General features: G+C 74.2%; 25 protein-coding genes. 10 read left to right on the top strand and 15 right to left on the bottom strand.

Annotation, left to right across the window (positions count from 1 at the left end; all coding sequences use genetic code 11):
* Positions 1–134: 134 nt before the first annotated feature.
* The 3 genes from ACGFSH_RS22940 (at position 135) to ACGFSH_RS22950 (ending at position 3,123) form a co-directional block, all read left to right on the top strand.
* Positions 135–737 carry a hypothetical protein gene (locus tag ACGFSH_RS22940; protein ID WP_393351435.1) on the top strand — a complete coding sequence of 201 codons (603 nt, stop codon included), beginning with the start codon at positions 135–137 and terminating at the stop codon, positions 735–737.
* A 144-nt stretch (positions 738–881) separates the two neighbouring features.
* Positions 882–1,592 carry a 3-keto-5-aminohexanoate cleavage protein gene (locus ACGFSH_RS22945; protein ID WP_393351437.1) on the top strand — a complete coding sequence of 237 codons (711 nt, stop codon included), beginning with the start codon at positions 882–884 and terminating at the stop codon, positions 1,590–1,592.
* A 463-nt stretch (positions 1,593–2,055) separates the two neighbouring features.
* Positions 2,056–3,123, top strand: coding sequence for an RNA ligase (ATP) (locus ACGFSH_RS22950; protein WP_393351439.1), 1,068 nt, complete (start codon positions 2,056–2,058; stop codon positions 3,121–3,123).
* Positions 3,124–3,253: 130 nt separating this feature from the next.
* Here ACGFSH_RS22950 and soxR read toward each other — a convergent pair whose 3' ends face one another.
* Entirely contained in the window at positions 3,254–3,742 is a 489-nt protein-coding gene (gene soxR, locus ACGFSH_RS22955) for a redox-sensitive transcriptional activator SoxR (protein ID WP_393351441.1), read from the bottom strand.
* Positions 3,743–3,872: 130 nt separating this feature from the next.
* On the opposite strand from soxR, the gene ACGFSH_RS22960 reads away from it, so the two are divergent.
* On the top strand, positions 3,873–4,334 hold the full coding sequence (locus ACGFSH_RS22960; protein WP_393351443.1) for a MaoC family dehydratase: 462 nt from the start codon (positions 3,873–3,875) through the stop codon (positions 4,332–4,334).
* Between the two features lie 23 nt (positions 4,335–4,357).
* Here the strand turns inward: ACGFSH_RS22960 and ACGFSH_RS22965 are convergent, their stop codons facing one another.
* The 3 genes from ACGFSH_RS22965 to ACGFSH_RS22975 form a co-directional block, all read right to left on the bottom strand.
* Positions 4,358–4,984 carry a TetR/AcrR family transcriptional regulator gene (locus tag ACGFSH_RS22965; RefSeq protein WP_393351445.1) on the bottom strand — a complete coding sequence of 209 codons (627 nt, stop codon included), beginning with the start codon at positions 4,982–4,984 and terminating at the stop codon, positions 4,358–4,360.
* 72 nt (positions 4,985–5,056) lie between these two features.
* Positions 5,057–5,344 carry a YiaA/YiaB family inner membrane protein gene (locus ACGFSH_RS22970; protein ID WP_020128241.1) on the bottom strand — a complete coding sequence of 96 codons (288 nt, stop codon included), beginning with the start codon at positions 5,342–5,344 and terminating at the stop codon, positions 5,057–5,059.
* Positions 5,345–5,402: 58 nt separating this feature from the next.
* Entirely contained in the window at positions 5,403–6,554 is a 1,152-nt protein-coding gene (locus tag ACGFSH_RS22975) for an acyl-CoA dehydrogenase family protein (protein WP_393351646.1), read from the bottom strand.
* 79 nt (positions 6,555–6,633) lie between these two features.
* Between ACGFSH_RS22975 and ACGFSH_RS22980 the strand changes: the two genes are divergently transcribed.
* The 3 genes from ACGFSH_RS22980 to ACGFSH_RS22990 all read left to right on the top strand — a co-directional run bounded on the left by ACGFSH_RS22980 (position 6,634) and on the right by ACGFSH_RS22990 (position 9,305).
* On the top strand, positions 6,634–7,266 hold the full coding sequence (locus tag ACGFSH_RS22980) for a TetR/AcrR family transcriptional regulator (RefSeq protein ID WP_393351447.1): 633 nt from the start codon (positions 6,634–6,636) through the stop codon (positions 7,264–7,266).
* 55 nt (positions 7,267–7,321) lie between these two features.
* Entirely contained in the window at positions 7,322–8,083 is a 762-nt protein-coding gene (locus ACGFSH_RS22985; RefSeq protein WP_393351449.1) for an ArsR/SmtB family transcription factor, read from the top strand.
* Between the two features lie 181 nt (positions 8,084–8,264).
* Positions 8,265–9,305 (top strand): DMT family transporter, encoded by a 1,041-nt coding sequence (locus ACGFSH_RS22990; protein WP_393351451.1) that lies wholly within the window; start codon positions 8,265–8,267, stop codon positions 9,303–9,305.
* A gap of 113 nt (positions 9,306–9,418) precedes the next feature.
* Here ACGFSH_RS22990 and ACGFSH_RS22995 read toward each other — a convergent pair whose 3' ends face one another.
* The 10 genes from ACGFSH_RS22995 to ACGFSH_RS23040 all read right to left on the bottom strand — a co-directional run bounded on the left by ACGFSH_RS22995 (position 9,419) and on the right by ACGFSH_RS23040 (position 21,615).
* The gene (locus tag ACGFSH_RS22995) at positions 9,419–10,501 is read right to left on the bottom strand and encodes a Zn-dependent alcohol dehydrogenase (RefSeq protein WP_393351453.1); all 1,083 of its coding nucleotides are present in this window, start codon (positions 10,499–10,501) and stop codon (positions 9,419–9,421) included.
* A gap of 14 nt (positions 10,502–10,515) precedes the next feature.
* Complete coding sequence (locus ACGFSH_RS23000) at positions 10,516–11,904, bottom strand: aldehyde dehydrogenase family protein (protein WP_393351455.1); 1,389 nt, start codon at positions 11,902–11,904, stop codon at positions 10,516–10,518.
* A gap of 88 nt (positions 11,905–11,992) precedes the next feature.
* Positions 11,993–13,333 (bottom strand): ABC transporter ATP-binding protein, encoded by a 1,341-nt coding sequence (locus ACGFSH_RS23005; protein WP_393351458.1) that lies wholly within the window; start codon positions 13,331–13,333, stop codon positions 11,993–11,995.
* 235 nt (positions 13,334–13,568) lie between these two features.
* Positions 13,569–14,285 (bottom strand): class F sortase, encoded by a 717-nt coding sequence (locus ACGFSH_RS23010; protein ID WP_393351460.1) that lies wholly within the window; start codon positions 14,283–14,285, stop codon positions 13,569–13,571.
* Entirely contained in the window at positions 14,272–15,009 is a 738-nt protein-coding gene (locus ACGFSH_RS23015) for a hypothetical protein (protein WP_393351463.1), read from the bottom strand. Before ACGFSH_RS23015 ends, ACGFSH_RS23010 begins: the two co-directional genes overlap by 14 nt.
* 103 nt (positions 15,010–15,112) lie before the next feature.
* The gene (locus ACGFSH_RS23020; RefSeq protein WP_393351465.1) at positions 15,113–16,399 is read right to left on the bottom strand and encodes an MFS transporter; all 1,287 of its coding nucleotides are present in this window, start codon (positions 16,397–16,399) and stop codon (positions 15,113–15,115) included.
* Positions 16,400–16,418: 19 nt separating this feature from the next.
* On the bottom strand, positions 16,419–17,891 hold the full coding sequence (locus tag ACGFSH_RS23025) for a CitMHS family transporter (protein ID WP_393351467.1): 1,473 nt from the start codon (positions 17,889–17,891) through the stop codon (positions 16,419–16,421).
* A gap of 141 nt (positions 17,892–18,032) precedes the next feature.
* Positions 18,033–20,270, bottom strand: a complete 2,238-nt coding sequence (locus ACGFSH_RS23030; RefSeq protein WP_393351469.1) for a molybdopterin oxidoreductase family protein — start codon at positions 20,268–20,270, stop codon at positions 18,033–18,035.
* A gap of 83 nt (positions 20,271–20,353) precedes the next feature.
* Entirely contained in the window at positions 20,354–20,971 is a 618-nt protein-coding gene (locus ACGFSH_RS23035; protein ID WP_393351471.1) for a TetR family transcriptional regulator, read from the bottom strand.
* A 92-nt stretch (positions 20,972–21,063) separates the two neighbouring features.
* On the bottom strand, positions 21,064–21,615 hold the full coding sequence (locus ACGFSH_RS23040) for a hypothetical protein (RefSeq protein ID WP_393351472.1): 552 nt from the start codon (positions 21,613–21,615) through the stop codon (positions 21,064–21,066).
* Positions 21,616–21,773: 158 nt separating this feature from the next.
* Here ACGFSH_RS23040 and hmgA point away from each other — a divergent pair, with 158 nt between their 5' ends.
* Genes hmgA through ACGFSH_RS23055 form a run of 3 tightly spaced genes read left to right on the top strand, consistent with a single transcriptional unit; the run spans position 21,774 to position 25,077 of the window.
* Positions 21,774–23,117: a homogentisate 1,2-dioxygenase gene (hmgA, locus tag ACGFSH_RS23045; protein WP_393351475.1), complete on the top strand. Its 1,344-nt coding sequence runs from the start codon at positions 21,774–21,776 to the stop codon at positions 23,115–23,117.
* Positions 23,118–23,143: 26 nt separating this feature from the next.
* Positions 23,144–23,893, top strand: a complete 750-nt coding sequence (locus ACGFSH_RS23050) for a GntR family transcriptional regulator (protein WP_393351477.1) — start codon at positions 23,144–23,146, stop codon at positions 23,891–23,893.
* Positions 23,894–23,928: 35 nt separating this feature from the next.
* On the top strand, positions 23,929–25,077 hold the full coding sequence (locus ACGFSH_RS23055) for a type ISP restriction/modification enzyme (protein ID WP_393351478.1): 1,149 nt from the start codon (positions 23,929–23,931) through the stop codon (positions 25,075–25,077).
* 3 nt (positions 25,078–25,080) lie between these two features.
* On the opposite strand, the gene ACGFSH_RS23060 is transcribed toward ACGFSH_RS23055, so the two are convergent.
* Complete coding sequence (locus tag ACGFSH_RS23060; RefSeq protein WP_393351481.1) at positions 25,081–25,794, bottom strand: TetR/AcrR family transcriptional regulator; 714 nt, start codon at positions 25,792–25,794, stop codon at positions 25,081–25,083.
* Position 25,795: the final 1 nt, after the last annotated feature.

The following is a 25,795-nucleotide window of genomic DNA, read 5'->3' on the forward strand; positions in this document are numbered from 1 at the left end:
AGTTTTCGGCGTGTGGAGGCAATCGGAGAGGGGAGGGAGCCGAATCGCATGTCGATACGTCTATTCGACGACGTCCGTACGACGACGCCGAAGTGACCGAAGTTCAGGTGCAATTGTGACGGAGGTGCAAGGCGATGGCCGGTTTCCGGAGTCTGGCGAGACAGGTGCGGGACCCGCGTTGCGATCTGGCGCTGCGGCGGTACTCGCTGCGCAAGTGCCTCGAGCGGTTCGCTCCCTACGGACACAGGGCGACCTGGGACCACCTGTGCTCCCGGGCCGGGTTCGGCCCCGAGGACCGCTCCCCCGACCCGGCGCGGCTCGTGGCCGCGCTGGACGAGCTGGAGGAGGCCCGGGCCGTCTGGCTCGCCTACGAGGCCGAGTTCGCCGAGCGCCGTAGGAAGGAGAAGCACGACGGGCTGCGCAGGCCCGGCACCGTGGACGACTGGCACCGGATGACCTGGGGCGGCTTCGGCGTCGCATGGTGCGACGACCCGCGGGTCCACCCCCGTGAGCCGCTGGCCGAGGTGCTGCGCAGGCTGATCGCCGCCCTGGAGCGCGAGCCGGGGGCCGACTGCCCGGTGTGCGGCGGCGCGGACCTGCCCTGGAAGTACGAACTGGACCACGAGCCCTCGGCGGGCCCGGTGTGCGCGGACTGCGGGATCCTCGTGCCGCGCCCGGTGCTCACCCCCGAGGCCCTGGCGTACGCCAGGCGTGGACGACTGCTGATGTCGGCCTGAGAGCACGGCGCGGCCCGAGGCACGGCGCGGGCGGGGAGCACGGCGGGGCGGTGCGCCGGGGATGCCGCACCTCCCCCTTCCGCCGGCGGGGGGGCCGAGACCCGCTCTAGGCCCGTTGTCGGTGGCGGGTGTCACCATCGGGGCATGGTGCAGGTCTGTCTGAACGGAACCCGGGGCGCGGCGGACGGCGCGGTCGTGCCGCTGACGCCCGAAGCGCTGGCCGAGTCCGCGGCGGAGGCCGTCGCCGCGGGGGCCACCGACATCCATGTCCACCCCAGAACGCCGTGCGGCCGGGACTCGCTGTCCCCCCGCGTGGTCGCGGCGGCCCTCGACGCGATACGGGCGCGGGTGGCGGTGCCGGTCGGCGTCACCACCGGCGCGTGGGCCGAGCCGGACCCCGCGCGGCGGCTCGCCCTGGTGCGCGGCTGGACGGCGCTGCCCGACCACGCCTCGGTGAACTGGCACGAGCCGGGCGCGGAGGCGCTGGCGGCGGCCCTGATCGAGCGGGGCGTCGGCGTGGAGGCGGGAATCTGGTCCGGGACGGACGGGGCGGCACGCTTCGCGGCCTCCCCGCTCGGCCCGCGCGTGCTGCGGGTGCTCGCGGAGGTGACGGACAGCGCAGAGGACACGGCCGTGCCGGCCGCACGGGCTCTCCTGGCCGAACTGGGGCCCGCGTTCGGCCGCCCCGTGCTGCTGCACGGCGAGAACGGCGGCGCCTGGCCGGTGCTGCGACTGGCGCAACGGCTGGGACTGGCCACCCGCATCGGCCTGGAGGACACGCTGCACCTGCCGGACGGACGACGGGCCTCGTCCAACGCCGAGTTGATCGCCCGGGCGACGACCAGGCACGACTGAGCCCGCAGGCGCCCGTGCACTTCCGGGCGATCGCCCACCGAACACCGCGGCGCGAGCCGACTCGACGCCGTGGGTACGGTGCCGGCCGGTGCGACGTCGTCAGTACGCGGCCGGCCGCGGGAGCGACACGCGCCGTCGACCGCGCGACGGCGGTATCCGTGCCGGGTTCGAACCTGCCCCGGTGCCGGTGCCGACGTCGACGCCGGGCTGCCCGAGCGCCGGTTACCCGAGCAGCCGGGCAGTCCCGGCCGGTGGGAGCAGGGACCCGGGCTGCCGGGCGGGGAGGTGACGTGAGGCCGGGCGGCCAGGCGGGAGGTGAAGTGGGCCTGGGCTTTGGGGACTTGGGCGTCTGGGTCCCCTTCGACGCTAGCAGCCGTCAATCCGGTCGCTCCACCCGTTTGTCGTGGGGACAGTAGGGCCGATGACACACGACCGAAGTCCGTCGAGTCCCTGAGGAGCCCTGATGTCGACGCTGCGCGTCACCGCCGAAGTGCTGACCGTCCACGAACACCCCAACGCCGACGCCCTCGAACTGGCCCAGGTCGGGCTGTACCGCGCCGTGGTCGCCAAGGGCGCGTACAGGACCGGCGAGGCCGCCCTGTACATCCCCGAGCAGTCGGTGCTGCCCGCCGCGCTGATCGAGGAGCTGGGGCTGACCGGGCGGCTGGCGGGCAGCGGGTCGGACCGGGTCAAGGCGGTACGGCTGCGGGGCGAGCTGTCGCAGGGGATCGTGTGCCGGCCCGAGGCGCTCGCCGGCGTCGACCTCGCGCGGGCGGCGGCCGCGGGGACCGACTTCGCGGAGCGGCTGGGCATCGTCAAATGGGTGCCGCCGATCCCGCCGACCATGGACGGCGAGGTCGAGGCCGCGCCGGATCTGCTGCCCTGGGTCGACGTCGAGAACATCCAGCGCTACCCCGGCGTCTTCGCGGCGGGCGAGCCCGTCGTCGTGACCGAGAAGCTGCACGGCTCCGCCTGCCTGCTGACGTATGTGGCGGACCCGGAGCGCGTGTACGTCTCGTCCAAGGGCTTCGGCGCGAAGTCCCTCGCGCTGAGGGAGGATCCGCGCAACCTGTACTGGCGGGCCGTGCGCGGCCACGGCGTCCCGGAAGCGGCGGCCCGCCTCGCGGCCCGGCTCGGCGCCCGCCGGGTGGGCGTCTTCGGGGAGGTCTACGGAGCGGGCGTGCAGGACCTGACGTACGGCGCGGACGGCCGGCGCGACACCCTCGGATACGCGGTGTTCGACGTCTGCGCCGACATCGACGGCACGGTCCGCTGGCTGGACGCGGCGCGGCTGCTGGAAGGCGAACTGCCGCTCGTCCCCCGCCTGTTCGAGGGGCCTTACGACAGCGCGCGGATCCTGGAGATCGCGACCGGCCGCGAGACGGTGTCGGGGCGCGGGCTGCATCTGCGCGAGGGCGTGGTGATCCGGCCGGCCGTCGAGCGGTACAGCCCCGTCACCGGGGGCAGGGCGATCGCCAAGGCGGTCAGCGGGGCGTATCTGACCCGTAAGGGCGGCACCGAGTACGAGTGAGGCCCGGTCGGGACACGGCGCGGGACACGACGTGCGTGCGCGAAGCCCCGGCGCAGGGAGGCCCGGTACGCGACCGCCCTCCGTGAGCCGTCGGCGGCCCGCCGACGGGCGGGCGAGCGGGCCGGATTGCTCAGTGGTCCCCGCCCGCACGCTCGTCCGGTCGTTTTCGTTCCACCATCAGCCGTGAGCCGGAGGCCCGGCGGCCGAACGCGTCGTCGGGGTTGGACAGGACGCAGGTCGCCAGGGACAGGCAGCCGCAGCCGATGCAGTCGGTGAGGTGGTCCCTCAGCCGGTTGAGCTGCCGGATCCGCTCGTCCAGTTCGGCGCGCCACGCCCGGGAGAGGCGGGCCCAGTCCTCCCGGGTCGGGGTCCGCTCCTCGGGAAGCTCGGCCAGCGCGTCGCGGATCGTGGCCAGCGGGATGCCGACCCGCTGCGCCGCGCGGACGAAGGCCACCCGGCGCAGCGCGTCACGGTGGTACCGGCGCTGGTTGCCCGCCGTGCGGCGACTGCTGATGAGGCCCTTGGACTCGTAGAAGTGCAGGGCGGAGACGGCGGCGCCGCTGCGCGCGGCGAGCTGGCCGACCGTGAGCTCGTGGATCTTCTCGGGAATCTGCGGCACCCGTCGAACCCTACTCACCGCCCCGTCGCCGGGTCCGTTGACATCGACCCGGCGACGGACCATGCTAAGCAGTCGCTTAGGCCTATGGCACGGTGACATGGGCGACTGGTGACGCGAGAGGGCCGCAGACATGGCAGAGCCGAGGATCTTCACGTCCGCCGACGACCTGAAGGCGGCGGTGGGAGAGCAGCTGGGGTACACCGACTGGGTCGAGGTCGACCAGAAGCGGATCGACCTGTTCGCGGAGGCCACCGGCGATCACCAGTGGATCCACGTCGACCCGGAGAAGGCCGCCGCCGGCCCCTTCGGCACGACCATCGCGCACGGCTATCTGACCCTGTCCCTGCTGCCGCTCTTCGGACCGCAGCTGATCACGGTCGAGAACGTGAAGATGGGCGTCAACTACGGGACGAACAAGGTCCGTTTCCCGGCCCCCGTCCCGGTCGGCTCGCGCCTGCGCGCGACGGCGACGATCACCGGCGTCGAGGACGTCGCGGGCGGCGTGCAGGTCGCCGTCGCCTTCTCGGTGGAGCGCGAGGGCGGGGACAAGCCGGTGTGCGTGGCCGAGTCGGTGTCGCGGTACTACCTCTGACACCGGGGCGGCTGCCTGCGCGGCTACTTCGCCGCGCCCACCATCCGCAGCACGAGGTCGGCGTACAGCGCGCCGACCTCGTCGGGCGTACGGGGGCCGTCCACGTTGAACCAGCGGGCCACGTCGATGCACAGGGACAGCACGGCGAGGGTCGTGCCGTGCACGTCCGGCACGTCGAACTCGCCCGCGGCGACGCCGTCCTCGATGATGCCGCGCACCTCGGCGTCGACCTGGCGGCGCAGGCCGAGGATCTCGGCGCGGGCCTCGGGGCCGAGCGCGTCCAGTTCGTACTGGACGACCCGTGCCGTGGTGCGCCGCCCGGCGTGCCAGCGGACGAAGGAGCCGACCGCGTCGGCGAGGCGCCGGGTGGCGTCCCCCTCGCCGGCTGCCGCGGTGCGCAGGATGTCCAGGGCGCGGTCGTGGCCGATCCGGCTGATGCGGTGGAGCAGCTCTTCCTTGGTCTTGTAGTGGATGTAGAGGGCCGCCGGGCTCATGCCCGCACGGCCTGCGATGTCCCGGGTCGTCGTGGCGTGGTAGCCGCGCTCGGCGAAGGCCTCCACGGCGGCGACCAGCAGCCGCCGGGCCGCGTCAGGGGTGACCTCGTCCCACGGCTCGATCTCGCCGCCGGCCGTCTCCTCCGCGGTACTCATCGCTCGTTCGCCCCTCTCGGTACAGGAGCTACACCATACCGCCGAAGGTGAGCGGTCGCTTAGCGTGCCTGCTCAGATCTTCTCGAAGGGGTCGTGGTCGGCCAGGAGCTTCTCCAGGCGGGCCTGGTCCACCCGGCTGACGATCTGACCGGCCTCCTGGCGATCGCGGATCACCTTCGCCAGCGTGAAGGCGGACGTGACGAGGTAGAGGACGGCGATCGCCAGGAAGCCGCGCACCCAGGCGTCGGTGTGGAGGTTGTAGATGCCGATCGCGGTGGCCGCGATGGCGATGCCGAAGGAGGCGACGGCCTGTCCGTAGAACGCCGCCGTGCTCTGCTGCTTGACCGGTGTGTCGCTCATGGGAGAAGACTCGCCGGGCAGGGCCGCCGCCGCATCCGTCCGGCTACTCAGGAGGTACTCAGAACGCCGAGACCCCTGTCAGCGCCCGTCCGATGAGCAGCTTCTGGATCTGGCTCGTGCCCTCGTAGAGGGTCATCACCCGGGCGTCGCGCAGGAGTTTGCCCGCCGGGTACTCGTCGATGTAGCCGTAGCCGCCGAAGACCTGGAGGGCGTTGTTGGCGGCGCGCACGGCGGCCTCCGAGGCGAACAGCTTGGCCTGGGAGGACTCGGTGGCGAAGGGCAGGCCGCGGTCGATCAGGTCGGCGACGCGCCAGGTCAGCAGCCGGGCCGCGTCCACGTCGACCGCGATGTCGCTGATCAGCTCCTGGACCAGCTGGTGGTGGGCGATCGTCTTGCCGAACTGCTCGCGCTCGGCCGCGTAGCGCACCGCCGCGTCCAGGGCGGCCTGCGCGATGCCGACGCAGCCCGCCGCGACCGACATCCGCCCCTTGGCCAGCGCGGACATCGCGACCGAGAACCCCTTGCCCTCGGGCGCCAGCATCGCGGAGGCGGGGACCCGCACGTCCTCCAGGACCAGTTCGGCGGTCGCCTGGCCGCGCAGTCCGAGCTTGCCGTGGATGGCGCGGCGGGTCAGGCCGGGGGTGTCGGTGGGGACCAGGAACGCGGAGACGCCCTTGTGGCCCGGCGCGTCCGTGGAGCGGGCGAAGAGCAGGGCGACGTCGGCCCAGGTGCCGTTGGTGATGAACGTCTTGGCGCCGCTGATGACGAAATCGTCGCCGTCGCGGACCGCGCGGGTGACGAGGCTGCCGGCGTCCGAGCCGGTGCCGGGTTCGGTCAGGCCGAAGCAGCCGACGTACTCGCCGGAGGTCAGTCCGGGCAGCCAGCGGCGCTTCTGTTCCTCGCTCCCCCAGGCCGCGACGGACTTGGCGACCAGGCCCAGGGAGACGGAGACGATGCCGCGCACGGAGGAGTCACCGCGGCCCAGCTCCTCCGTGACCAGGCAGTAGGCGAGATGGTCGCCGCCGGAGCCGCCGTACTCCTCGTCGACGGTCAGGCCGAGGAAGCCGACCTCGCCGAGTTTCGCCACGATCGACCGGTCGACCTCCTCGGCCCGGTCCCAGGCCACGACATGGGGGGCGATCTCGCGGTCGACGAAGTCCCTGGCGAGCCGCTGGACGGCCACCTGCTCCTCGCTGAGCCCCAGATTCACCACGAGATCACCCCACCGACGACGTCCGACTTTAAATTAGCACTGCTAGTTTCCATGATGCAGCCCTACTATGTGCGCCATGGCCCGACCGCGCAAGCCCCTTCTCAGCACCGACCGGATCGTCCAGGCCGCACGGGCGCTCGTGGACGCCGAGGGGCTCGCGGCCGTCTCCACGCGCCGGCTCGCCGCCGAACTGGGCGTGAGCGGCCCCTCGCTCTACAACCACTTCCGCACGAAGGACGAGATCCTGGAGGCCGTCGCCGACTCGGTGAGCGCCCAGGTCGACCTGTCGATGTTCGAGGACGACCGCGACTGGCGCACCGCGCTGCACGACTGGGCCGCCTCCTACCGCGCCGCCCTGCGCGACCATCCGAACATCGTCCCCGTGCTCGCCCGTGGCCCCGGCCGGCGCCCCGCCGGCCTGCGGCTGGCCGACGCGGTCTACGGCGCGATGGTCCGCGCCGGCTGGCCCCCCGCGCAGGCCACCTCCATCGGCGCGCTGATGCGGTACTTCGTCATGGGCTCCGCGCTGGGCTCGTTCGCGGGCGGCTTCGTCGACGACGTGAGCGCGTACGACCCCGCCGACTATCCCCACCTCGGTCAGGCCCACCTGCTCGCCGACCGGCAGGAGAAGATCGACGAGCGGGCCTTCGAGACCGGCCTGACCGCCCTGCTCGACGGACTCGCCCGGCAGTTCGAGCAGCTGCCCTAGCGCGGGCGCACATGGTTCGGCGCACGCCGAACCGTTCGTCGCGCATGCTGGACCCGTGAGCGACACACACACGGGTGATCATCGGGACGTACGGGCGCCGGGCCTTGCCTCGCTCGCCGGGCTGGTCGCGGACGAGACGCGGGCCGCCTGTCTGCTGGCGCTGCTCGACGGGCGGGCCTGGACCGCCGGGGAGCTGGCCCGGCACGCGGGCGTGGCCGCGTCGACGCTGAGCGAGCACCTGGGCAAGCTGGTGGCGGGCGGGCTGCTGGCCGAGGAGCGCCAGGGGCGGCACCGGTACGTCAGACTCCACGACACCCGGGTCGCCCAGCTCCTGGAGGACCTCGCCGCGCAGGTCGCCCCGGAGGCCGCCCGCCGTCCGCGCGGTCTGCGCGCCTCGACGGCCGGTTCGGCGATGGCCCGGGGCCGCACCTGCTACGACCACCTCGCAGGGCGGCTCGGGATCGCCCTCGCCGACGGCCTCACCGCGCGAGGGCTGCTGACCGGGGCGGACGGCCGGGAGCACGGCCGGGGGGACCGGGCCGCAGGCTTCGCGCTGACCGAGGCCGGAGCACGCTGGTTCGCCGGGAACGGCATCACGCTGGACCGGACGGCCCGGCGCCCGCTCGCCCGCGCCTGCCTCGACTGGACCGAGCGCCGCCCCCACCTCGCGGGCGCCGCCGGCGCGGCCCTGTGCCGGCACGCGCTCGACGCCGGCTGGTGCGTGCGCATCGGCTCGGAGCGGGCGGTGAAGGTGACACCGGCCGGTGAACGGGCGCTGGCCGAGCTGCTCGGCATCGAGGCGGCGGCCCTGCGCTGACCTGCGCCCCGGCGCCGCCGCGCACCGGACCCTCGGGGGAGGCCGCCGTCTCCTCGTCCGGAAACCGCGAGACCCCGGACCCTTTCCCGGCCGATCCTTTCCTGGCCGGCCCTTTCCTTCCCGGCTCTTCCCTTCCCGACTTTTTCCCTGCCGACCTTTCCTTCCCAGGCTGGAGACCTCGATGAACAGTCCGCGGCGTGCGGGACGACGTACGCGTGGGGCGGCCGCCGGGGCGGCCGCGGTCAGCGTCGTGCTGTGGGCGTCCGCCTTCGTGTCGATCCGCAGCGCGGGAGACGCGTACTCCCCCGGGGCGCTGGCGCTCGGACGGCTGCTGTCCGGCGCGGCGGTGCTGGGGGCAGTCTGCGCGGTACGGCGCGAGGGGTGGCCGCCCCGGCCCGCGTGGCGCGGCATCGCCGTGTCCGGGGTGCTGTGGTTCGGCTTCTACATGGTGGTGCTCAACTGGGGCGAGCAGCAGGTCGACGCCGGGACGGCGGCCCTGGTCGTCAACATCGGGCCGATCCTCATCGCGCTGCTCGGCGCACGGCTGCTCGGCGACCCGCTGCCGCCCCGGCTGCTGGCGGGCATGGCGGTGTCCTTCGCGGGCGCGGTGGCGGTGGGGCTGTCGATGTCCGGCGAGGGCGGATCGTCGGTGCTGGGCGTGGTGCTGTGCCTGCTCGCCGCGGTCGGCTACGCGGGCGGGGTCGTCGCGCAGAAACCCGCCCTGGCGCGGGCGAGCGCGCTTCAGGTGACGACCTTCGGGTGCGCGATCGGGGCGGTGGTGTGCCTGCCGTTCGCGGGCAGCCTGGTCCACGACGCGGCCCGCGCGCCGCTCTCCGCGACGCTGAACATGGTCTACCTGGGCGTCTTCCCGACCGCGCTGGCGTTCACCACATGGGCGTACGCGCTGGCCCGGACGACGGCGGGCCGGATGGGGGCGACCACCTACGCGGTGCCCGCGCTGGTCGTGGGGATGTCGTGGCTCGCGCTGGGCGAGGTGCCGGGCCTGCTCACCCTGGCGGGCGGGGCGCTGTGCCTGGCGGGCGTGGCCGTGTCCCGCTCCCGACCGCGCGCGACGCCGCCGGCCTCCACGGCGGGAACCGGCTCGGGAACGGCCTCGGGGAGCGTGCCCGGAGGGGCCGGGCCGGGCGGGACCGCGCCCGCCGGGACCGCGCGCGCGGGGACCACGACCGCGGGGGCGGCGGGGACGGAGAACGGGACCTGAGGGGGCGGGGGCACGGAGACCGGGACCCGGCCGCGGCCGGGGTGGCGTTCCTGCCGTCCCCCCCGTCGCCCTCCCGCCTCCCTCCCCACGGTCGGCCGCCCGGCCCGTCGCCGTCAGAAGATCACCAGCGCCCGTCCGCCCTTGCCCGCCACCATGTTGTCGAAGGCCGCCGGGATGTCCTCCAGGCCGATCCGTTCGGTGACCAGGACGCTCAGGTCGAGGCGGCCGGAGCGGATGTGGCCGGCCAGGACCGGGAGGTCCTTCGCCGGGTCGCAGTTCCCGTAGACGCAGCCCGACAGGGTGCGGCCCCAGTGGAAGAGCTCCAGGGCGTTGAAGGTGACCTGCTGGTCCTTGCCGCCGATGCCGACGACCGTGGTGCGGCCGCCGCGCCGGGTGGACTCCCAGGCGGTGCGGATGGTGACGGCGCGGCCCACGCACTCCACGGCCACGTCGACGCCCTGCCCGCCGGTGAGGCCGCGGATGTCGCGTGCCGTGCGGTCGGAGGCGACGACGTACTCGGTGGCCCCCGCCGCACGGGCCAGCGCCTCCTTCTCGGGGGAGACGTCGACGGCGACGATCGTCGAGGCCCCGGCGATGCGGGCGGCCTGGAGGGTGGCGAGGCCGACCCCGCCGACGCCGAAGACGGCGACCGTCTCGCCGGACCGGACGCGGGCGCTGTGGTGGACGGCGCCGTAGCCGGTGAGGACGGCGCAGCCGAGGAGGGCCGCGTCGGTGAGGGGGACGCCGTCCGGCAGGGGCAGGGCGCAGGAGGCGGGGACGACGGTCTCCTCGGCGAACGCGGCGACGTTGAGGCCGGGGTGCAGCTCCGCGCCCCCCGTGGTGCGGGCGTGGACCTCGCCCGCCCCGGCCAGGGCGTTGGCGCACAGCCAGACCTCGCCCAGGGAGCAGGCATGGCAGGCGCCGCAGGAGGGCGCCCAGTTGAGGACCACCCGGTCGCCGGGGGCGAGGTGCCCGACGCCCTCGCCGACGGAGACGACGGTGCCGGCGCCCTCGTGGCCGAGGACGGCGGGGACCGGCACCCTCATGGTGCCGTCGGACAGGGACAGGTCGGAGTGGCACACCCCGGCGGCGGCGAGCCGGACGCGGACCCGGCCGGGCCCCGGCTCGGGCAGCTCGATCCCGGTGATCTCCAACGGGGCCCCGACGGCGGGGAGGACGGCGGCGCGGACAGCCATGGTCGATGACTCCCTTAGAACTGGAGGGACTTGGTCTGGAGGTACTCGGCGAGGCCGTGCGCGCCGAGCTCGCGGCCGACGCCGGACTGCTTGTAACCGCCGAAGGGGGCCAGGGGGTTGAAGCGGCCGCCGTTGATGTCGACCTGGCCGGTGTCCATCCGTCGGGCGAAGGCCACCGCCTCGGCCTCGTCGCCGGCCCAGACCGCGCCGGCGAGGCCGTACACCGTGCCGTTGGCGATGCGCAGGGCGTCCTCCTCGTCCTCGTAGCGCAGCAGGCACAGCACGGGTCCGAAGATCTCCTCCTGGGCGATCGTCATGTCGGGGGTGACGTCGGCGAAGACGGTGGGGCGCACGAAGTAGCCCTGCTCGCGCGGGGATCCGGGGCCGCCCGCCACCAGCCGGGCCCCTTCGGCGACGCCCTGGTCGATGTATCCGCGCACGCGGTCGCGCTGGCGGGCGTTGACGACCGGGCCGATGCGGTCGGCGTACTTGGCGGCCGCCGCGGCGGCGAGCGCGACCGCCTCGTCGTAGCGGTCGCGGTGGACGAGCATCCGGGTCCAGGCGCTGCACGTCTGGCCCGAGTTGGACATCACGTTGGCGACGCCCACGTTGACGGCCCGGGCGAGGTCGGCGCTCGGCAGGATGACGTTGGCGGACTTGCCGCCGAGTTCGAGGGCCGCCTTCTTGACGGCCGCGCCCGCGGTGGCCGCGATGCGGCGGCCCACGGCCGTGGAGCCGGTGAAGGAGACCAGGTCGACCCCGGGGTGTTCGGCCAGGGCCTGGCCGGCGACCGGGCCCAGCCCGGTGACCAGGTTGAAGACGCCGGCCGGGACGCCAGCCTCGTGGACCGCCTCGGCGAACAGCTGGGCGGTGAGCGGGGTGTCCTCGGCGGGCTTGAGGACCACCGTGCAGCCCGCGGCGAGCGCCGGGGCGACCTTGGCGACGATCTGGTGGAGCGGGTAGTTCCAGGGGGTGATCGCGCCGACCACGCCGATCGGCTCGTGGAAGACGGTGGAGTTGCCGATCTTCTCCTCGAAGGCGTGGCTCGCGGCCAGTTCGGCGTAGGAGGCGGCCACCGCGATCGGGACGGCCGCGTGGACCGCCTGGGAGAAGGCCAGGGGGGAGCCGAGTTCGGCGGTGACGGTCTCGGCGATCTCGTCCTTGCGGGCGGTCAGGACGTCGCGCAGGGCGGCCAGGCGGGCCGCGCGCCCGGCAGGCGGGGTCGCGGCCCAGCGGGGCAGGGCGGCCCGGGCGGCGCGCACCGCGGCGTCGACGTCGTCGGCCCCGGCCGCCGGGACGCGGCCGATGACCTGCTCGTCCACCGGGTCGACGACCTCGATCACGTCCTGGCCGGAGGCCGGGCGCCATGCGCCGTCGAGGTAGATGCCGTCATGTGCCTTCATCGCGTTCCCTCCGGCGGGCGTCGTCGTCCACGACCTAAACTAGCGTCGTTAGTTTTCCGGCACCAGGGGACAACGGGACGGCGTCCGCTCACTCGTCGAGGTCGGGCAGCCGGGCCGGGGCCGGGCTGACGCGGTCGCCGTGCTGGTCGAAGACGAAGACGTGGGCGGTGTCGACGAGGAGCGGGACCTGCATGCCGGGGCGCAGGTCGAAGTCGGGGGTGGTGCGCACGACGAGGTCGCCGAGGGGGCGGTGCTCGGCGGGCGCGGGCGCGGGAGCGTCCTGCTCCGAGGGCTGGTCCAGGACGACGGCCGGCCCGGCCCGCAGACCGCCCGCGCGTTCGCGCAGCCGGCCCAGCACCCCGTTCTCGCGCCGGCGCCGCCGGGACGGCCTCGGGAGCGTCCGGGGCGCCTCCAGGTCCGGCACCAGGGCGGACCGCGAACCCGTGTCGAAGTGCACGAGCACCTCGTGCCCCTGGAACTCCACGTGCTCCACCAGCCCCGTGATGTGGGTCTCCTCGGGCCGGGCCTCGGCCGGCGTGGCGATGCGGACGGCCTCCGAGCGCAGCCCGACGATCACCTCGCGCCCCTGCTGCACGCGCAGCAGCTTGTGGTCGGGGGAGAGCGGTTCGGGCAGCCGCAGAGCCTGTTTGCCGAGGCTGATCGTCATCGCACCGTCGAGCGGGGCCCGGACCATGCCGCGCAGGAGATTGATGCGCGGGGTGCCGATGAAGGCGGCGACGAAGATGTTGCGCGGCAGCGCGTAGACCGAGCGCGGGGAGCCCACCTGCTGGAGGACCCCGCCGCGCAGCACCGCGACCCGGTCGCCGAGCGACATGGCCTCCGCCTGGTCGTGGGTGACGTAGACCGTGGTGACGCCGAGGTCCCGGGTGAGCTTGGAGATCTCGGCGCGCAGATGGTTGCGGAGCTTGGCGTCGAGGTTGGACAGCGGTTCGTCCATCAGGAAGGCGGAGGGGTGCCGGGCGATGGCCCGGCCCATGGCGACGCGCTGGCGTTCACCTCCGGAGAGCTGCCCGGGGAAGCGGTCGAGGAGGTCCTCGATGCCGAGCATCCGCGCGGTGGCGTCGACGCGGGGGCCCGGGTCCGCGCCGGGGGCCTCGATGCGCAGCGGGAAGCCGATGTTGTCGCGGCCGGTCATGTTCGGGTAGAGCGCGAAGTTCTGGAAGACCATCGCGATGTCCCGGTCGGACGGCGACAGGTCGTTGGCGTAGGCGCCGTCGAGGCGCAGCTCGCCCTCGGTGATGTGCTCCAGGCCGGCGATCATCCGCAGCACGGTGGACTTGCCGCAGCCGGAGGGGCCCAGCAGGACGAGGAACTCGCCGGGGGCGACGTCCAGCGACAGCCGGTCCACCACCCGTGGGCCGCGGTCGTGGACCTTGCTGACGTCGTGCAGGGAGATGGCGCGTGTCATGAGAGGTGTCCCCGGGAACTCACTAGGGCGCTGGTGCTCCGCGGTCCGGTCCGCCCCGTGCGGGTCGACGGGGCTTTGCGTCACGGAAGTTAACGGACCGTGCCCGGCCGGGGGAAGAGAGGGGGCGGGATCGGACGCCGGTGTCCGGCTGGTGAGAGACCGGACGCGCTGGTTCACCGGGCGGCGGACGCGCCGGACGCCGGGCGGCGCGGGACGGGCGCGGCCCGGCGCCGGGTCAGCGGGTGCGCGTCAGATGGGCGAAGACGACGACGTTGCTCGTGTAGCCCGTGGTGCGGCGGAAGAGACCTCCGCAGGTGAGGACCCTCAGCTCGGGGCGCTTGCTCGGGCCGTACACCTCCTTGTCGGGGAAGGTGGCCTTGTCGAAGACCCGCACCCGGTCGACGGTGTAGACGGCGGTGCGGCCGTCGGCGCGGCGCGCCTCGATCGTGGCGCCGCGCGCCACGCGGGCGAGGCCGGCGAAAACCGCCGGGCCGGTCTTGGTGTCGCGGTGGCCGACGGCGACGGCCGTGCCCGGTTCCCCCGGGGTCGGGCCGCCCGCGTACCAGCCGACGAGTTCGGGGTCGTCGACCGGCGGTGTGCCGAGGTGGCGGTCGGGGCCGAGCCGGAGCGGGACGATCGGTGCGTCGATGCCCAGGGAGGGCACCCGCAGGGTGGTCGCCGGGGACCGGTCGAGCGGGCGCGGCGGGGGCTCGGGCCGCTCGGACCCCTTCTTGCCCTCCGACCGGTCGTGCTCGCCGTCGCCCCCGGGGGCCGGGGCGGCGGCCGCGGCGTGGGAGGCCGCCCCGCCCGCCCGGGCCGGGGCGGCCGGGGCGCCGTGTCCCCCGCACCGGACTCCGACCGTCACCAGGACGGCCGTGAGGGCGGCCGTCCTGGTGAGGCGGAAGACTCGCGTCCGGTACCAGGGCCTGCGTACGCGCCTACGCGGCACCATGGTTGCGCCGGCGGGTCAGTCGGAAGTAGGCGACGCCGCCGACGGCCACCAGACCGACCGCCGCGGCCCCCGCCAGCGGGGTGAAGGAGTGCGAGGTGTCGGCGAGACCGCCGCCGCCGGCGTGGACGCCGCCGGCCGGGCCGCCGCCCTTCTCGCCGCTCCAGCCGTTGCCGCCCTGCCCGGAGCCGGCCTGTCCGCCGCCGCCCTGGCCGTTGGGGGCCGCGACCTCACGGCCGTCGTCGGTGATCGGCCGGTTCGGGCCCTGGTTGCCGCCGCGCTGACCCTCGGGGCAGTTGATCTTGAAGACCTTCACCTTGGGCGAGGGGGCCGGAGGGGCGCCGGGGGCGGCGGCGGGGAGGGTCCACTCGAGCGTGTAGGACCCTTCGGCGAGCCCCAGGGTGTCGGTGTGCCCGGCGCCGTCGGTCAGGGTGATGGTGCCGGTGACGGTGGCGGTGTCGGGGGCCGGCGGCCGGGCCTTGATGGTGTAGCCGACGGTCGGGAGTTCACCGAAGTTGGCGGCGTCGAGGTAGAACCGGCAGGCCACCGGGTCGTCCTTGGAGACGCCGGGGGGCACCTGCTCGCGGTGGATCCTGATGTCGCCGGCCTCCCCTACGGCCACGGCGGTCGGTGCCGCGAGGCAGGTGAAACCCGCGGCGGCGAGCACCGTGAGGGCCGTGGCGCCGAGGCGGGCGCCGAAGGCGGGCGGGAGCGTCGAGCTGGACATGCGCATTCCTCCGAGTCAGGACGATTTTCATACAAATCGCTCTTGCACCTGACTCTCTTTCACATCGGCGCTCCCGACGGTGGGAGCGCCGCCCGACGCGCCGTCAGACATCGCCCGACCGGCGCAAGCCCGCCCCGGCCCGGCGGCCTCGCACCCTCGCCCCCGGCAGGCGGCCGTCCGGGACCGGCGTGCCGCCCCCGTCCCCGCCCTCGTCCCCGCGTCCGCCTCCCGAGGACCGCGCGGCCACCCCCGACGACAGCAGCAGCAGCGCCCCGAGCATCACGAACGGCGCGGCCACGCCCGCGGCCCCGGCCACCAGTCCGGCGGCGGCCGGGGCGGCGACCTGCCCGAGCCGGTTGCCGGTGAGGCGCAGCGCGAGGGCGGTGGAGCGGGCGCCGTCCGGCGCCGCCCGGACCACCGTCGTCATCGACAGCGGCTGTCCGACCCCGAGGCAGAACCCGAGCGCCGCGAGGATCGCGCCCAGCACCCCGACCGGCGCCGGAAGCGCGATCGCGGCGCACAGCAGCGCCGCCAGCAGACAGGTCCCGCACAGCAGCGCCGTGCGGCCGAGCAGCCTCAGCAGCGGGGTGAGCACGAGCCGGCACGCGATGGAGGCCGCGGCGCGGACGCTGAGCAGCACGCCGACGACGGCCGGGGCGATGCCCCGGTGTTCGCCGACCACCGGCAGGTAGGCGGTGAGGATGTCGGTCGCGGACAGCACGGAGAGGCTGATCAGGATGCCGGCCGGGACACCGCGCGTGTGCAGGATGCGGCCGACGGGGACGCGGCCGCCCGGCCCGCCGCGGGGGCCGGCCGCGGCGCCGCGGTGCTCCACGCGCCACAGCGAGGTGAACGCCGTCGCGCAGCCCGCGCCCGCGACGAGCAGGGCCAGGGCGCTGCTGCGCGCCATGTCCGCGCCGTCGATCAGCGCTCCGGCCGCGACCGGGCCGGCCAGCTGGCCGAGGGAGGCTCCGATGGTGAAGTGGCCGAAGTTGCGGTCCTGTTCGTGCGGTGCGGACTGCCGGGCCACGAGCGTCTGGGAGCCGATGACGAAGCAGAGGTGGCCCAGTCCCATGACCCCGCTCCACAGGGCCATCGCCCACAGCGAACCCGCCACGCCGCTCAGCACGCAGCCGCCGGAGATCAGGACCACGCCGACGGGCAGCAGGGGTGCGCAGCGGCCGTGGTCGGTGCGCCGGCCGAGCGGCACGGCGGCGAACAGGGGCAGCAGGGCGTAGACGCCCGCGATGACGCCGATCGCCCGCTCGTCCGCGCCCAGCGCGAGGGCCCGGTAGGACACGGCGGGCCGGGCCATGGACACCGCCCCCTGCGCGAAGCCGAAGGCGATGACGAGGCGGAGCAGCCAGCCGCGGTTCCCACCGGGCCTCACAAGTCCCTCCACGGCAGGCTCAGATGATCCCGAACAGGACGCCCGCGCCGAGGATGGCCAGGCAGGTGCAGGCGGCCCACTTGACGACGAACCGGGTGTGGTCGCCGAACTCGACCCGTGCCATGCCGACGAGGACGTAGACGGCCGGGACGAGAGGGCTCGACATGTGCAGGGGCTGGCCGACCAGGGAGGCGCGGGCCATCTCCAGCGGGGTGACGCCGTGGGCCGCGCCGGCCTCGGCGAGGACCGGCAGCACGCCGAAGTAGAAGCCGTCGTTCGACATGAAGTACGTGAGCGGGAGGCTCAGGACGCCGGTGACGAGCGCCATGTGCGGGCCCATGCCGGCGGGGATGACGTCCACCATCCAGGTGGCCATGTGGTCGACCATGCCGGTGCCCTGGAGGACGCCGGTGAAGACGGCGGCGGCGAAGACCATGCCGGAGACGTTGAGGACGTTGTCGGCGTGGGCGGCGAGCCGCGCCTTCTGGTCGGGGAGGTGCGGGAAGTTGACGGTCAGGGCGAGCGCGGCGCCGAGCAGGAACAGCACCGGGATGGGCAGCCACTCCATGATCATGGAGGTCAGCAGGGCGACCGTGAGCAGCGCGTTGAACCAGTACAGCCTCGGGCGCAGCGTGGCCCGTCGCGGGTCGAGGCCCTGGAAACCGTCGTCATCGGTGTCGTCGCCGGCGTCGTCGCTCCCGTCGTCGCCGACGGCCGCACCGGAGCCCGCGGACGGGGCGGCGGGCCCGGGGGCCCGGCCCGCGCCGGAGCCGCCGGCGCCGACGAGGACCGTCTCGCTCAACTCGGCCTGCTCCCGGTCCTTTTCCGTCCCCTTCTCCTGGACGTGACCGCCCACCAGCACCTCGTCCAGCGTCAGCACGCCGAGTCGGGTGCGCTCGCGGCGGCCGAGGACGTAGGCGAGGACGAAGACGAAGAGCAGCCCCACGGCCAGGGCCGGGATCATCGGCACGAAGATGTCGCTCGCGTCGAGCTTGAGGGCGGTGGCCGCGCGGGCGGTCGGACCGCCCCAGGGCAGGGTGTTCATCACGCCGTTGGCCATGGCCGCGACGCCGGTCATCACGACCAGGCTCATCTTCAGGCGCTTGTACAGCGGGTACATCGCCGAGACGGTGATCATGAAGGTGGTGGAGCCGTCGCCGTCGAGGGAGACGATCGCGGCGAGCAGGGCCGTGCCGATGACGATGCGGAGCGGGTCGGCCTTGCAGAACTTGAGGATGCCCCGCACGACCGGGTCGAAGAGGCCGACGTCGATCATCACACCGAAGTAGACGATCGCGAACATGAGCATCGCCGCGGTCGGGGCGAGGGAGGTGACGCCGTCGAGGACGTAGTCGCCGAGCTTGGCGCCCTTTCCGACGAAGACGCAGAACAGCGCCGGGATCAGCACGAGCGCCGCGATCGGCGACATCTTCTTCAGCATGATCAGGACCAGGAAGGTCGCGATCATGGCGAAGCCGAGGATGGTCAGCATGAGTGGATACCTAACGTTCGCCCTTGAACATCCCACCTGGGGGTCGGCGGTGGGTCGACGTTAGGTCCGTTCAAACCGTGTTAACAAGACGTTGACCTGCGAGCAATAAGCGCAAAACTCCAGGTCACAGCTTTGCTCGGCTCACGGGGCCGGGACGGTGGCCACGTCGACCGGCACCCCGTTGAGGACGGCGTTGCCCGACAGGGGGTCCAGCAGACTGCCGTCGAGGAGCTGGTTGACGTTGACGCCGGGGACGGTCGCCGCGTGGCTCAGGCGGGTGCCGGGGCGGTCGTGCCCCCAGCCGTGCGGCAGGCTGACGACCCCGCGGCGCACGCCGTCGGTGACCTCGGCCGGCGCGGTCACCTCTCCCCCGGCGCCCTTGATCCGCACCGGCGCGCCGTCGCGCACCCCGAGCCGTTCGGCGTCCTCGGGGTGGATGTGCAGGGTGCAGCGGTTGGTGCCGCCGGTGAGGGCGGGGACGTTGTGCATCCAGCTGTTGTTGGAGCGCAGGTGCCGCCGGCCGACGAGGACGAGTCCGTCCGCGGGCCGGCGCACGGCCTCCCGCAGCCGCGGGAGGTCGTCGGCGATGGGCCGGGGCAGCAGTTCGACGCGGCCGCTGCGCGTCTTCAGCGGCTGGGGCAGCCGCGGGCGCAGCGGGCCGAGGTCGATGCCGTGCGGCGCGGCGAGCAGCCGGGCCAGGCTCAGTCCGTCCGGGCGGGCGCCGAAGCCGTCGCCGTAGGGGCCCAGGCGCAGCATCATGTCCAGGCGGCGCTCGGGGCCGGTGTCGCCGGTGAGCTGTGCGGCGAGGTCGTGCGGGTCGCGGCCGTGCACGGGCGAGTGCGGGTCGGCGACCGCTTTGCCGAGGGTCTGGCCGACGACGAGGTCGTCCACGGCGCCGGGGTCGGCGCCGTGCATGCCGGTGGCGGCGAGGGTCAGCCGGGCGAGGATCTCGGTCTCGGCCATCCGGCCGGGCTGCAGCGGGACGGCCGGGCGGGTGTAGCGGACCTGGTTGCGCACGGCGAGGGTGTTGAAGGCGAAGTCGTGGTGCGGGCTCTGCGAGGGCGGCGGCGGGGGCAGCACGACGTCGGCGTGGCGCGAGGTCTCGTTGAGGTAGGGGTCGACGCTGACCATGAAGTCGAGGCCGCCGAGGGCCTTGTCGAGCCGGTCGCCGTCGGGAGCGGACAGGACGGGGTTGGCGGCCACGGCGATGAGCGCCCGGACCGGTTCGCCCTCGTCGGTTGCGGTGTCGATCTCCTCGGCGAGCGCGGAGAGCGGCAGTTCGCCCTTGGCCTCGGGGTGCCGGCCGACCCGGGAGTGCCAGCGCCCGAGCCGGAAGCCGTGCCCGGGTCCGGCCGGGCGGGGGGTGCGGTCGGTGGCGGCCTGCGGGAAGAGCGCGCCGCCGGGCCGGTCCAGGTTGCCGGTGAGGATGTTGAGGACGTCGACGAGCCAGCTGGCGAGGGTGCCGTGGGGCACGGTGCAGCTGCCGATGCGGCCGTAGACGGCTGCGGTGGGGGCGGCGGCGAGTTCGCGGGCCAGGGTGCGGATCAGCGCGGCCTCCACGTCGCAGGCTTCGGCGACCGCTTCGGGGGTGAACTCGGCGACGGCCGCCGCGAGTTCGTCGAGGCCTTCGACGTGCGGGGCCAGCGCGCCGAGGGCGACGAGGGCCTCGTCGAAGAGGACGTGGGTCATGGCGGCGAGGAGCAGCGCGTCCGTGCCGGGCCGCACGGGGATGTGCCGGTCGGCGAGGGCGGCGGTGCGGGTGCGGCGCGGGTCGACGACGGTGAGCGTGCCGCCGCGCGCCTTGAGCGCCTTGAGCTTGCCCGGGAAGTCGGCGGCGGTGCACAGACTGCCGTTGGACTCCAGGGGGTTGGCGCCGATGAGCAGGAGGTGGTCGGTGCGGTCGAGGTCCGGGACGGGGATCGCGTTGGCATCGCCGAAGAGCAGTCCGCTGGAGACGTGCTTGGGCATCTGGTCGACGGTGGAGGCGGTGAAGAGGCTGCGGGTGCCGAGTCCGGCGATCAGCACGGGCGGGTAGAGCGCGCCGGCCATGGTGTGCACGTTGGGGTTGCCGAGGACGACGCCCACGGAGTTCGCCCCGTACCGCTCGACGACCGGCCGGATGCCCGCGGCCACGGCGTCGAAGGCCTCCTGCCAGGTGGCCTCGCGCAGTTCGCCGTCCTTGCGCACCAGCGGGGTCCGCAGCCGGTCGGGGTCGCCGTCCACGGCGCCGAAGGAGGCCCCCTTGGGGCAGATGAAGCCCTTGCTGAAGACGTCGTCCCGGTCGCCGCGGGCGCCGGTGACCTGGGTCCCCTCGATGGTGAGCGTGAGCCCGCAGGTGGCCTCGCACAACGGGCAGATTCGCAGGGCGGTGCGGGACACGGGTCCTCCTGGGGGCAGCGGCGCCTTCTCCCGGGTGAGCATACCGAGCGGTATGCCCCGTGGGGAGGGGTCGGCCGCGGCCGTCAGTCCAGCACCCGCGCCAGGTAGGCGCGCAGCAGCTCGCGGGTCTCCTCGATCACCTTCGGATCGCCCTCCGGGTCGACGCGGAAGGCCAGGTGGACGAGGGTGTCCGCGGCCTCCACGGCGATCAGGAAGACACGGCGCAGGTCGTCGTCGGGGGCGCGGACGAGGTGCTCCGAGAGCAGGTCGGTGAGGCGGTCGGCCACGCGGTGGTTGGGTTCGGCGTGCCGGGCGCCGACCGGGATCTGGTTGCCGAAGTCGACCAGGGAGAAGCCGGGCGCGGTGCGCTTCATGGCGAGGTACTCGTCGAGCACGGCGTCCATGGCGGCCCGCCAGTCCCCCCGGCCGGCCCCCTTCAGCCGCTCGGTGACGCGCTCGGCGTAGCGTTCGAGGTTGCGCTGGGCGAGCGCGTCGGCCATCTGGCGCTTGTTGCCGAAGAAGCGGTAGACGGAGCCGATGGGGACCCCCGCGCGCTCGGCCACGGCCCGGGTGCTCAGGTCGTCGTAGCCCACCTCGTCCAGGAGGTCGGCGCAGGCGTCGAGGATTCTCGTCAGCCGTTCGGCACTGCGCCGCTGCACGGGCGCACGACGGAGCGATGTCGCTTGGGGCACGGACCTCATGATGCCTTTCCCCCGCGTCGAGGTGAACCTCGCCCCTGTGTACGAGCAAAAGCGCCCGCCGCACTCAGCCCGACGCGCCCAGGACGACGCGCTCAGGGCGACGGCGGTCGGGACGGCGAGGCGGGCGCGGACGCGGCCGGCGACCGCTCCGACGCCGTGACGTCCGCCGTGGCCTCCACCGGCCTGCCCTCCACCGCCCACACCGTCGTGTCGTCGGCGTAGAGGCGGACGGTGACCTCGTGGGTGCCGTGCGGGAGGTAGCCGGCCGGGATGCGGTACGAGGGTCTGCGCAGGTCGGCGACCTGCTGGCCGTCGACGTAGAGCCGGGCGACACCGCGGCCGGCGACCGCTTTCTGCGCCGTTCCCGACGGCGAGAGCGTGAACCGCGCCAGCTTCACGCGCACGTCCCAGCCGCCGCGGGCGGCGTCCGGCTGGACCTCCACGCCGACCTCGGGGGCGCCCTTCTTCGCCACCTCGCGGTAGTGGCGCCCGTCGTCGTCGGTGTGGTCCAGCACCTTGCCCGCGGGCGCGGGAGAGTCCGTCTCCCCGGCGTCCCGTGTACCGCCGGAGCCGCAGCCCACGGATCCGGTCAGCAGCAGGACACAGACCGCGAGCGCGGCGGGAAGGGTGCGCGTCCACGACATGATCGGGACACTAGAGCAACGGTGCGGCCCGCGGGTCCCCCTGAAGTCTGGTTCCGGGCCCGCCGTGATCGTCCTCCGAGAGGAGGAGTCCCGGCCCTCTTGCATCCGGGAAACCGCAATCCTACGGTGATGCACAGGATTCAGTCGGCAAGGGAGCCATGATGAGCAGCGGGGACGCACGCAAGACGGCCGAGGGGCTGGCCTACCTCTCCGGGTTCGGCAACGAGCACGCCTCCGAGGCGGTGCCGGGCGCCCTGCCGGAGGGCCGCAACTCCCCCCAGCGGGCGCCTCTCGGCCTGTACGCGGAGCAGCTCAGCGGCACGGCGTTCACCGAGCCGCGCGCCCACAACCGCCGCTCGTGGCTGTACCGGATCCGTCCCTCGGCCGCGCATCCGGCGTTCACCCGGTGCGGTGACGGCGCTATCCGCACCGGTCCCTTCGCGCAGACCGTCCCCGACCCCAACCGGCTGCGCTGGGACCCGCTGCCCGAGCCGCCCGCCGGCACGGACTTCCTCGCCGGCCTGTGGACGCTCGGCGGCAACGGCGACGCGGCCCAGCGCTCCGGCATGGCCGTGCACCTCTACCACGCGAACGCCTCCATGGAGCGCGTCTTCAGCAGCGCGGACGGCGAGCTGCTGATCGTCCCCGAGGAGGGCGGGCTGCTGCTGCGCACGGAGTTCGGGCTGCTGCACGCCGGGCCCGGCGAGGTGGCGCTGATCCCGCGCGGGGTCCGCTTCCGCGTCGACCTGCTGGACGCCTCCGCGCGCGGCTACGTCTGCGAGAACTACGGCGCGCTCTTCCGCCTCCCCGACCTCGGGCCGATCGGCGCCAACGGGCTCGCCAACCCCCGCGACTTCCGCGCGCCCGTCGCCGCCTACGAGGACGTCGAGGGCCCGGTCGAGGTGGTCAACAAGTTCTGCGGCCACCTGTGGAGCGCGACCTACGGCCACTCCCCGCTCGACGTCGTGGCCTGGCACGGCAACCTGACGCCGTACGTGTACGACCTGCGCCGCTTCAACGTCATCGGGACGATCTCCTACGACCACCCGGACCCGTCGATCTTCACCGTGCTGACCTCCCCCTCGGACACCCCCGGGCTGGCCGGCGTCGACTTCGTGGTGTTCGCGCCGCGCTGGCTGGTCGGCGAGGACACCTTTCGGCCGCCGTACTTCCACCGCAACGTGATGAGCGAGTACATGGGCCTGATCCAGGGCGCGTACGACGCCAAGACGGCCGGCAAGGGGGGCTTCGTGCCGGGCGGCGGTTCGCTGCACAACATGATGTCGGCGCACGGCCCGGACCGGGAGACCTTCGACCGCGCCAGCGCCGCCGAGCTGCGGCCGCAGCGCGTCGACGACGGGCTGGCGTTCATGTTCGAGACGCGCTGGCCGCTCGTCCTCACCCCGCAGGCCGCACGCGCCGACCATCTGCAGCAGCGCTACGACGACGTCTGGCAGGGCCTCGAACGGCACTTCCGGCCCGCCGACGGCACATTGCACTGAACGGTGCCGACCGGTACGGATAGCCCGTGACCTCCTTCGCCCCGGACTCGATCGTCCTCACCCGCAAGCTGCCGCTCTGGTACCAGGTGTCGCAGTCGCTGCGCGCCTCGATACTGGGCCGCTCGCCCCGCGACCCGCTCCGGCTGCCCACCGAGGAACAGCTGGCCGGGCACTACGGGGTGAGCGTGCTGACCATGCGGCAGGCGCTGAAGGAGCTGGAGGACGAGGGGCTGATCACCCGGCACCGGCGCCGGGGCACGTTCATCGAGCCGACGGCCCGGCGCGGGGCCCCGGTGCGGCTGCTGGGCTCGGTCGACGCGATCGTGGCCCAGCAGTCCGGCATGACGACCGAGCTGCTGGAGCACGGCCGCACGGCCGTCCCCGCCGAGGTCGCCGAGCACTTCCCGGACCTGGCCGAGGTGGCGGCCTACCACCGCCTCAGAAGCGACGAGGAGACGGGCGAGCCCACCAACCACGCCCGCAACTACGTCCGCCCCGAGCTGGCCGCCCTCATCGACCCCGACGACCTGGTCCGCTGGCCCATGACGAAGGTGCTGCGGGACGTCGTCGGCGCGGACATCGGCAGGATCACCGACACCGTGGAGGCGCGGCTGGCGGACCCGGAGACGGCACGGCTGCTCCAGGTCCCGCTGCTCAGCCCGATCCTGCACTACACGGGGGTCACGCACGACGCCGAGGGCCGGGTGCTCGACGCGGCCGTCATCCACTACCGGGGCGACCGCTTCTCGTTCACGGTCACGCTCGACGCGACGTGACGAGCCGTGCCGCGCGGTCCGCGAGCCGTCGTACGATGCCCGGCGTGACGCACGACGACGCTCCGCCGCTGGCGGACCTCATGCCGTGGTCCGTCGCACCGCCGCGGCTCGGCCGGGGGTGGCCGACGGCGCCCGACCCGGCGTCCCTGAAGGCCCGTTGGGACGCGCTGCTGAAGGCCGAAGGCGCGGACCGCGAGGCCCTCTTCGAGCCGACGCGCTCGCGCACCCTGCACTCGGCGGTGGGACAGCTGCCCGGCCCGCGGGGCGGGACGCGCAGGCTGGCGCGCGCCTCGGGCCCGTGCCCCGAGCCGGTCCGGGTACTGGCCGCGCCCTTCGACGAGCAGTGGCTGATCCCCGACCAGCGCCTCATCGACGCGGCCCGCCCCGAGCTGTGGCGGGTCGCGGACGAACGGCAGGTCTTCGTGGTGGAGACGCCCGAGCCGCCCCTGCTGGTGACGTCGCTGCTGCCGCTGGTGCGGCCCGGCCGGATCCGGCCCCTGTACCGGCGGCCCGGCGGCGAGGAACCCAACCTCGCGCCGGGCCTGCCGGACCTGCTGCGCCGGCTCGGCCTCTCCGACGACCCGGTGGACTTCCTGGCCTGGACCCTGACCGCCGTCCGCCCCGATCTGACCGTCCCGCTGACCCGGGACCCCGGGTTCTGGGCCGAGGGCGTGGCCTCGGGCCGGCGCGCGCTGTGGCTGCTGCGCCGCGACGGCGAGCGCCCGCGGCTGCCCGGCGGGCGCCGGCCCTACGTCCGTGCCCCGCTCCCGTCCCGCCCGCTGACCCTGCGCTACGACCGCGACGCCGAGACCCTCCACCTCGACGAGGGCCGCATCTCCCCCGTTCCGCCGGAGGCCTGGGACTTCGAGACCGGCGGGGAGCGGGTGCTGGAGCGGTGGTTCGCGGCGCGCACCGCGCGGGACGCCGGGCCGGGCGGCCTCGCGGCGATCCGGCCGGCGGCCTGGCAGCAGGCCTGGACGTCCGAACTCCTGGAGCTGGTCACCGTGTTGACGCTGCTGGCCGAGGTCCGCGTGCGGCAGGCGCGATGGACGGTGCCCGACGCCCTCACCGCGGCGGAGCTGCGCGCGGCGGGCGTGCTGCCGGTGCCGGCCTCCGCGCGCCGCCCGGCGACCGTGCTGGACCATCACGAGGAGGGCCCGGAGGGCCAGTTCGCGCTGCTGTGAGGGTCACCCCCGGGGCACGAAGCCGTCCAGCACCCGGTCCACGGCCGTCGCGAACACCGCCTCCAGGTCGATGGGCCCCGCGTCCTCCGTGAACGCCGCCGCCATCCGCGGGAACGCCCCGCCGGCCACCTGGCTCCCCAGGTAGGCGATCCGCACCGCGTTCTCCTGCTCCTCCGACCAGGGCAGGGAGCGGACCCGCTCGGCGGTGGCCAGCTCGCTCGCCACATAGGTCGTCACGACCGCGTTGAGCATGGCGACGAGCTGGAGTTTCATGCCGTACTTCATGTCCAGCGGATCCAGGCAGGCGAGACAGTGCTCCAGGTAGCGCAGGGCGTTGGGGCTGAACCCGTAGGCCGGTGACATGAGCTTGGGCAGCCAGGGGTGGCGGCGCATCAGGGCCCGGGTGTCGTGGGCGACCCGGCGCATGTCCGCCCGCCAGTCCCCGCCGGGCTCCCACAGCTCGTGCTCGCCGCTGACGGCGTCCACCATCAGTTCGTAGAGGTCCTCCTTGCGGGGGACGTAGTTGTACAGCGACATGGTCCCGCAGCCCAGGGCGGCGGCGACGTGCCGCATGGACACGGCGTCGAGGCCGCCCTCGTCGGCCGTGCGCACGGCGGCCGCCGCGATGTCGGCGCGCGTGTACGCGGGTCTGGGTCCGCGGCCCGTCCGCTCGGGACGGGCCCAGATCACTTCGGGTACGGCCGCTCGGCCCGCCATC

Origin of the sequence: Streptomyces sp. NPDC048481, assembly GCF_043200075.1 — a bacterium.
Classification (GTDB): domain Bacteria; phylum Actinomycetota; class Actinomycetes; order Streptomycetales; family Streptomycetaceae; genus Streptomyces.

Excerpts from the sequence above, each read along its gene's own strand:
- ACGFSH_RS23005 (WP_393351458.1), bottom strand. The coding sequence starts at position 13,333 with ATGACACGCGCCATCTCCCTGCACGACGTCAGCAAGGTCCACGACCGC.
- ACGFSH_RS22945 (WP_393351437.1), top strand. The coding sequence starts at position 882 with ATGGTGCAGGTCTGTCTGAACGGAACCCGGGGCGCGGCGGACGGCGCG.
- ACGFSH_RS23025 (WP_393351467.1), bottom strand. The coding sequence starts at position 17,891 with ATGCTGACCATCCTCGGCTTCGCCATGATCGCGACCTTCCTGGTCCTG.
- ACGFSH_RS23040 (WP_393351472.1), bottom strand. The coding sequence starts at position 21,615 with ATGTCGTGGACGCGCACCCTTCCCGCCGCGCTCGCGGTCTGTGTCCTG.
- ACGFSH_RS22940 (WP_393351435.1), top strand. The coding sequence starts at position 135 with ATGGCCGGTTTCCGGAGTCTGGCGAGACAGGTGCGGGACCCGCGTTGC.
- ACGFSH_RS22970 (WP_020128241.1), bottom strand. The coding sequence starts at position 5,344 with ATGAGCGACACACCGGTCAAGCAGCAGAGCACGGCGGCGTTCTACGGA.
- ACGFSH_RS22960 (WP_393351443.1), top strand. The coding sequence starts at position 3,873 with ATGGCAGAGCCGAGGATCTTCACGTCCGCCGACGACCTGAAGGCGGCG.
- hmgA (WP_393351475.1), top strand. The coding sequence starts at position 21,774 with ATGATGAGCAGCGGGGACGCACGCAAGACGGCCGAGGGGCTGGCCTAC.
- ACGFSH_RS23000 (WP_393351455.1), bottom strand. The coding sequence starts at position 11,904 with ATGAAGGCACATGACGGCATCTACCTCGACGGCGCATGGCGCCCGGCC.
- ACGFSH_RS23010 (WP_393351460.1), bottom strand. The coding sequence starts at position 14,285 with ATGGTGCCGCGTAGGCGCGTACGCAGGCCCTGGTACCGGACGCGAGTC.
- ACGFSH_RS23055 (WP_393351478.1), top strand. The coding sequence starts at position 23,929 with ATGCCCGGCGTGACGCACGACGACGCTCCGCCGCTGGCGGACCTCATG.
- ACGFSH_RS23035 (WP_393351471.1), bottom strand. The coding sequence starts at position 20,971 with ATGAGGTCCGTGCCCCAAGCGACATCGCTCCGTCGTGCGCCCGTGCAG.
- ACGFSH_RS22950 (WP_393351439.1), top strand. The coding sequence starts at position 2,056 with ATGTCGACGCTGCGCGTCACCGCCGAAGTGCTGACCGTCCACGAACAC.
- ACGFSH_RS22995 (WP_393351453.1), bottom strand. The coding sequence starts at position 10,501 with ATGGCTGTCCGCGCCGCCGTCCTCCCCGCCGTCGGGGCCCCGTTGGAG.
- ACGFSH_RS22990 (WP_393351451.1), top strand. The coding sequence starts at position 8,265 with ATGAACAGTCCGCGGCGTGCGGGACGACGTACGCGTGGGGCGGCCGCC.
- ACGFSH_RS23060 (WP_393351481.1), bottom strand. The coding sequence starts at position 25,794 with ATGGCGGGCCGAGCGGCCGTACCCGAAGTGATCTGGGCCCGTCCCGAG.
- ACGFSH_RS22980 (WP_393351447.1), top strand. The coding sequence starts at position 6,634 with ATGGCCCGACCGCGCAAGCCCCTTCTCAGCACCGACCGGATCGTCCAG.
- ACGFSH_RS22965 (WP_393351445.1), bottom strand. The coding sequence starts at position 4,984 with ATGAGTACCGCGGAGGAGACGGCCGGCGGCGAGATCGAGCCGTGGGAC.
- ACGFSH_RS23015 (WP_393351463.1), bottom strand. The coding sequence starts at position 15,009 with ATGTCCAGCTCGACGCTCCCGCCCGCCTTCGGCGCCCGCCTCGGCGCC.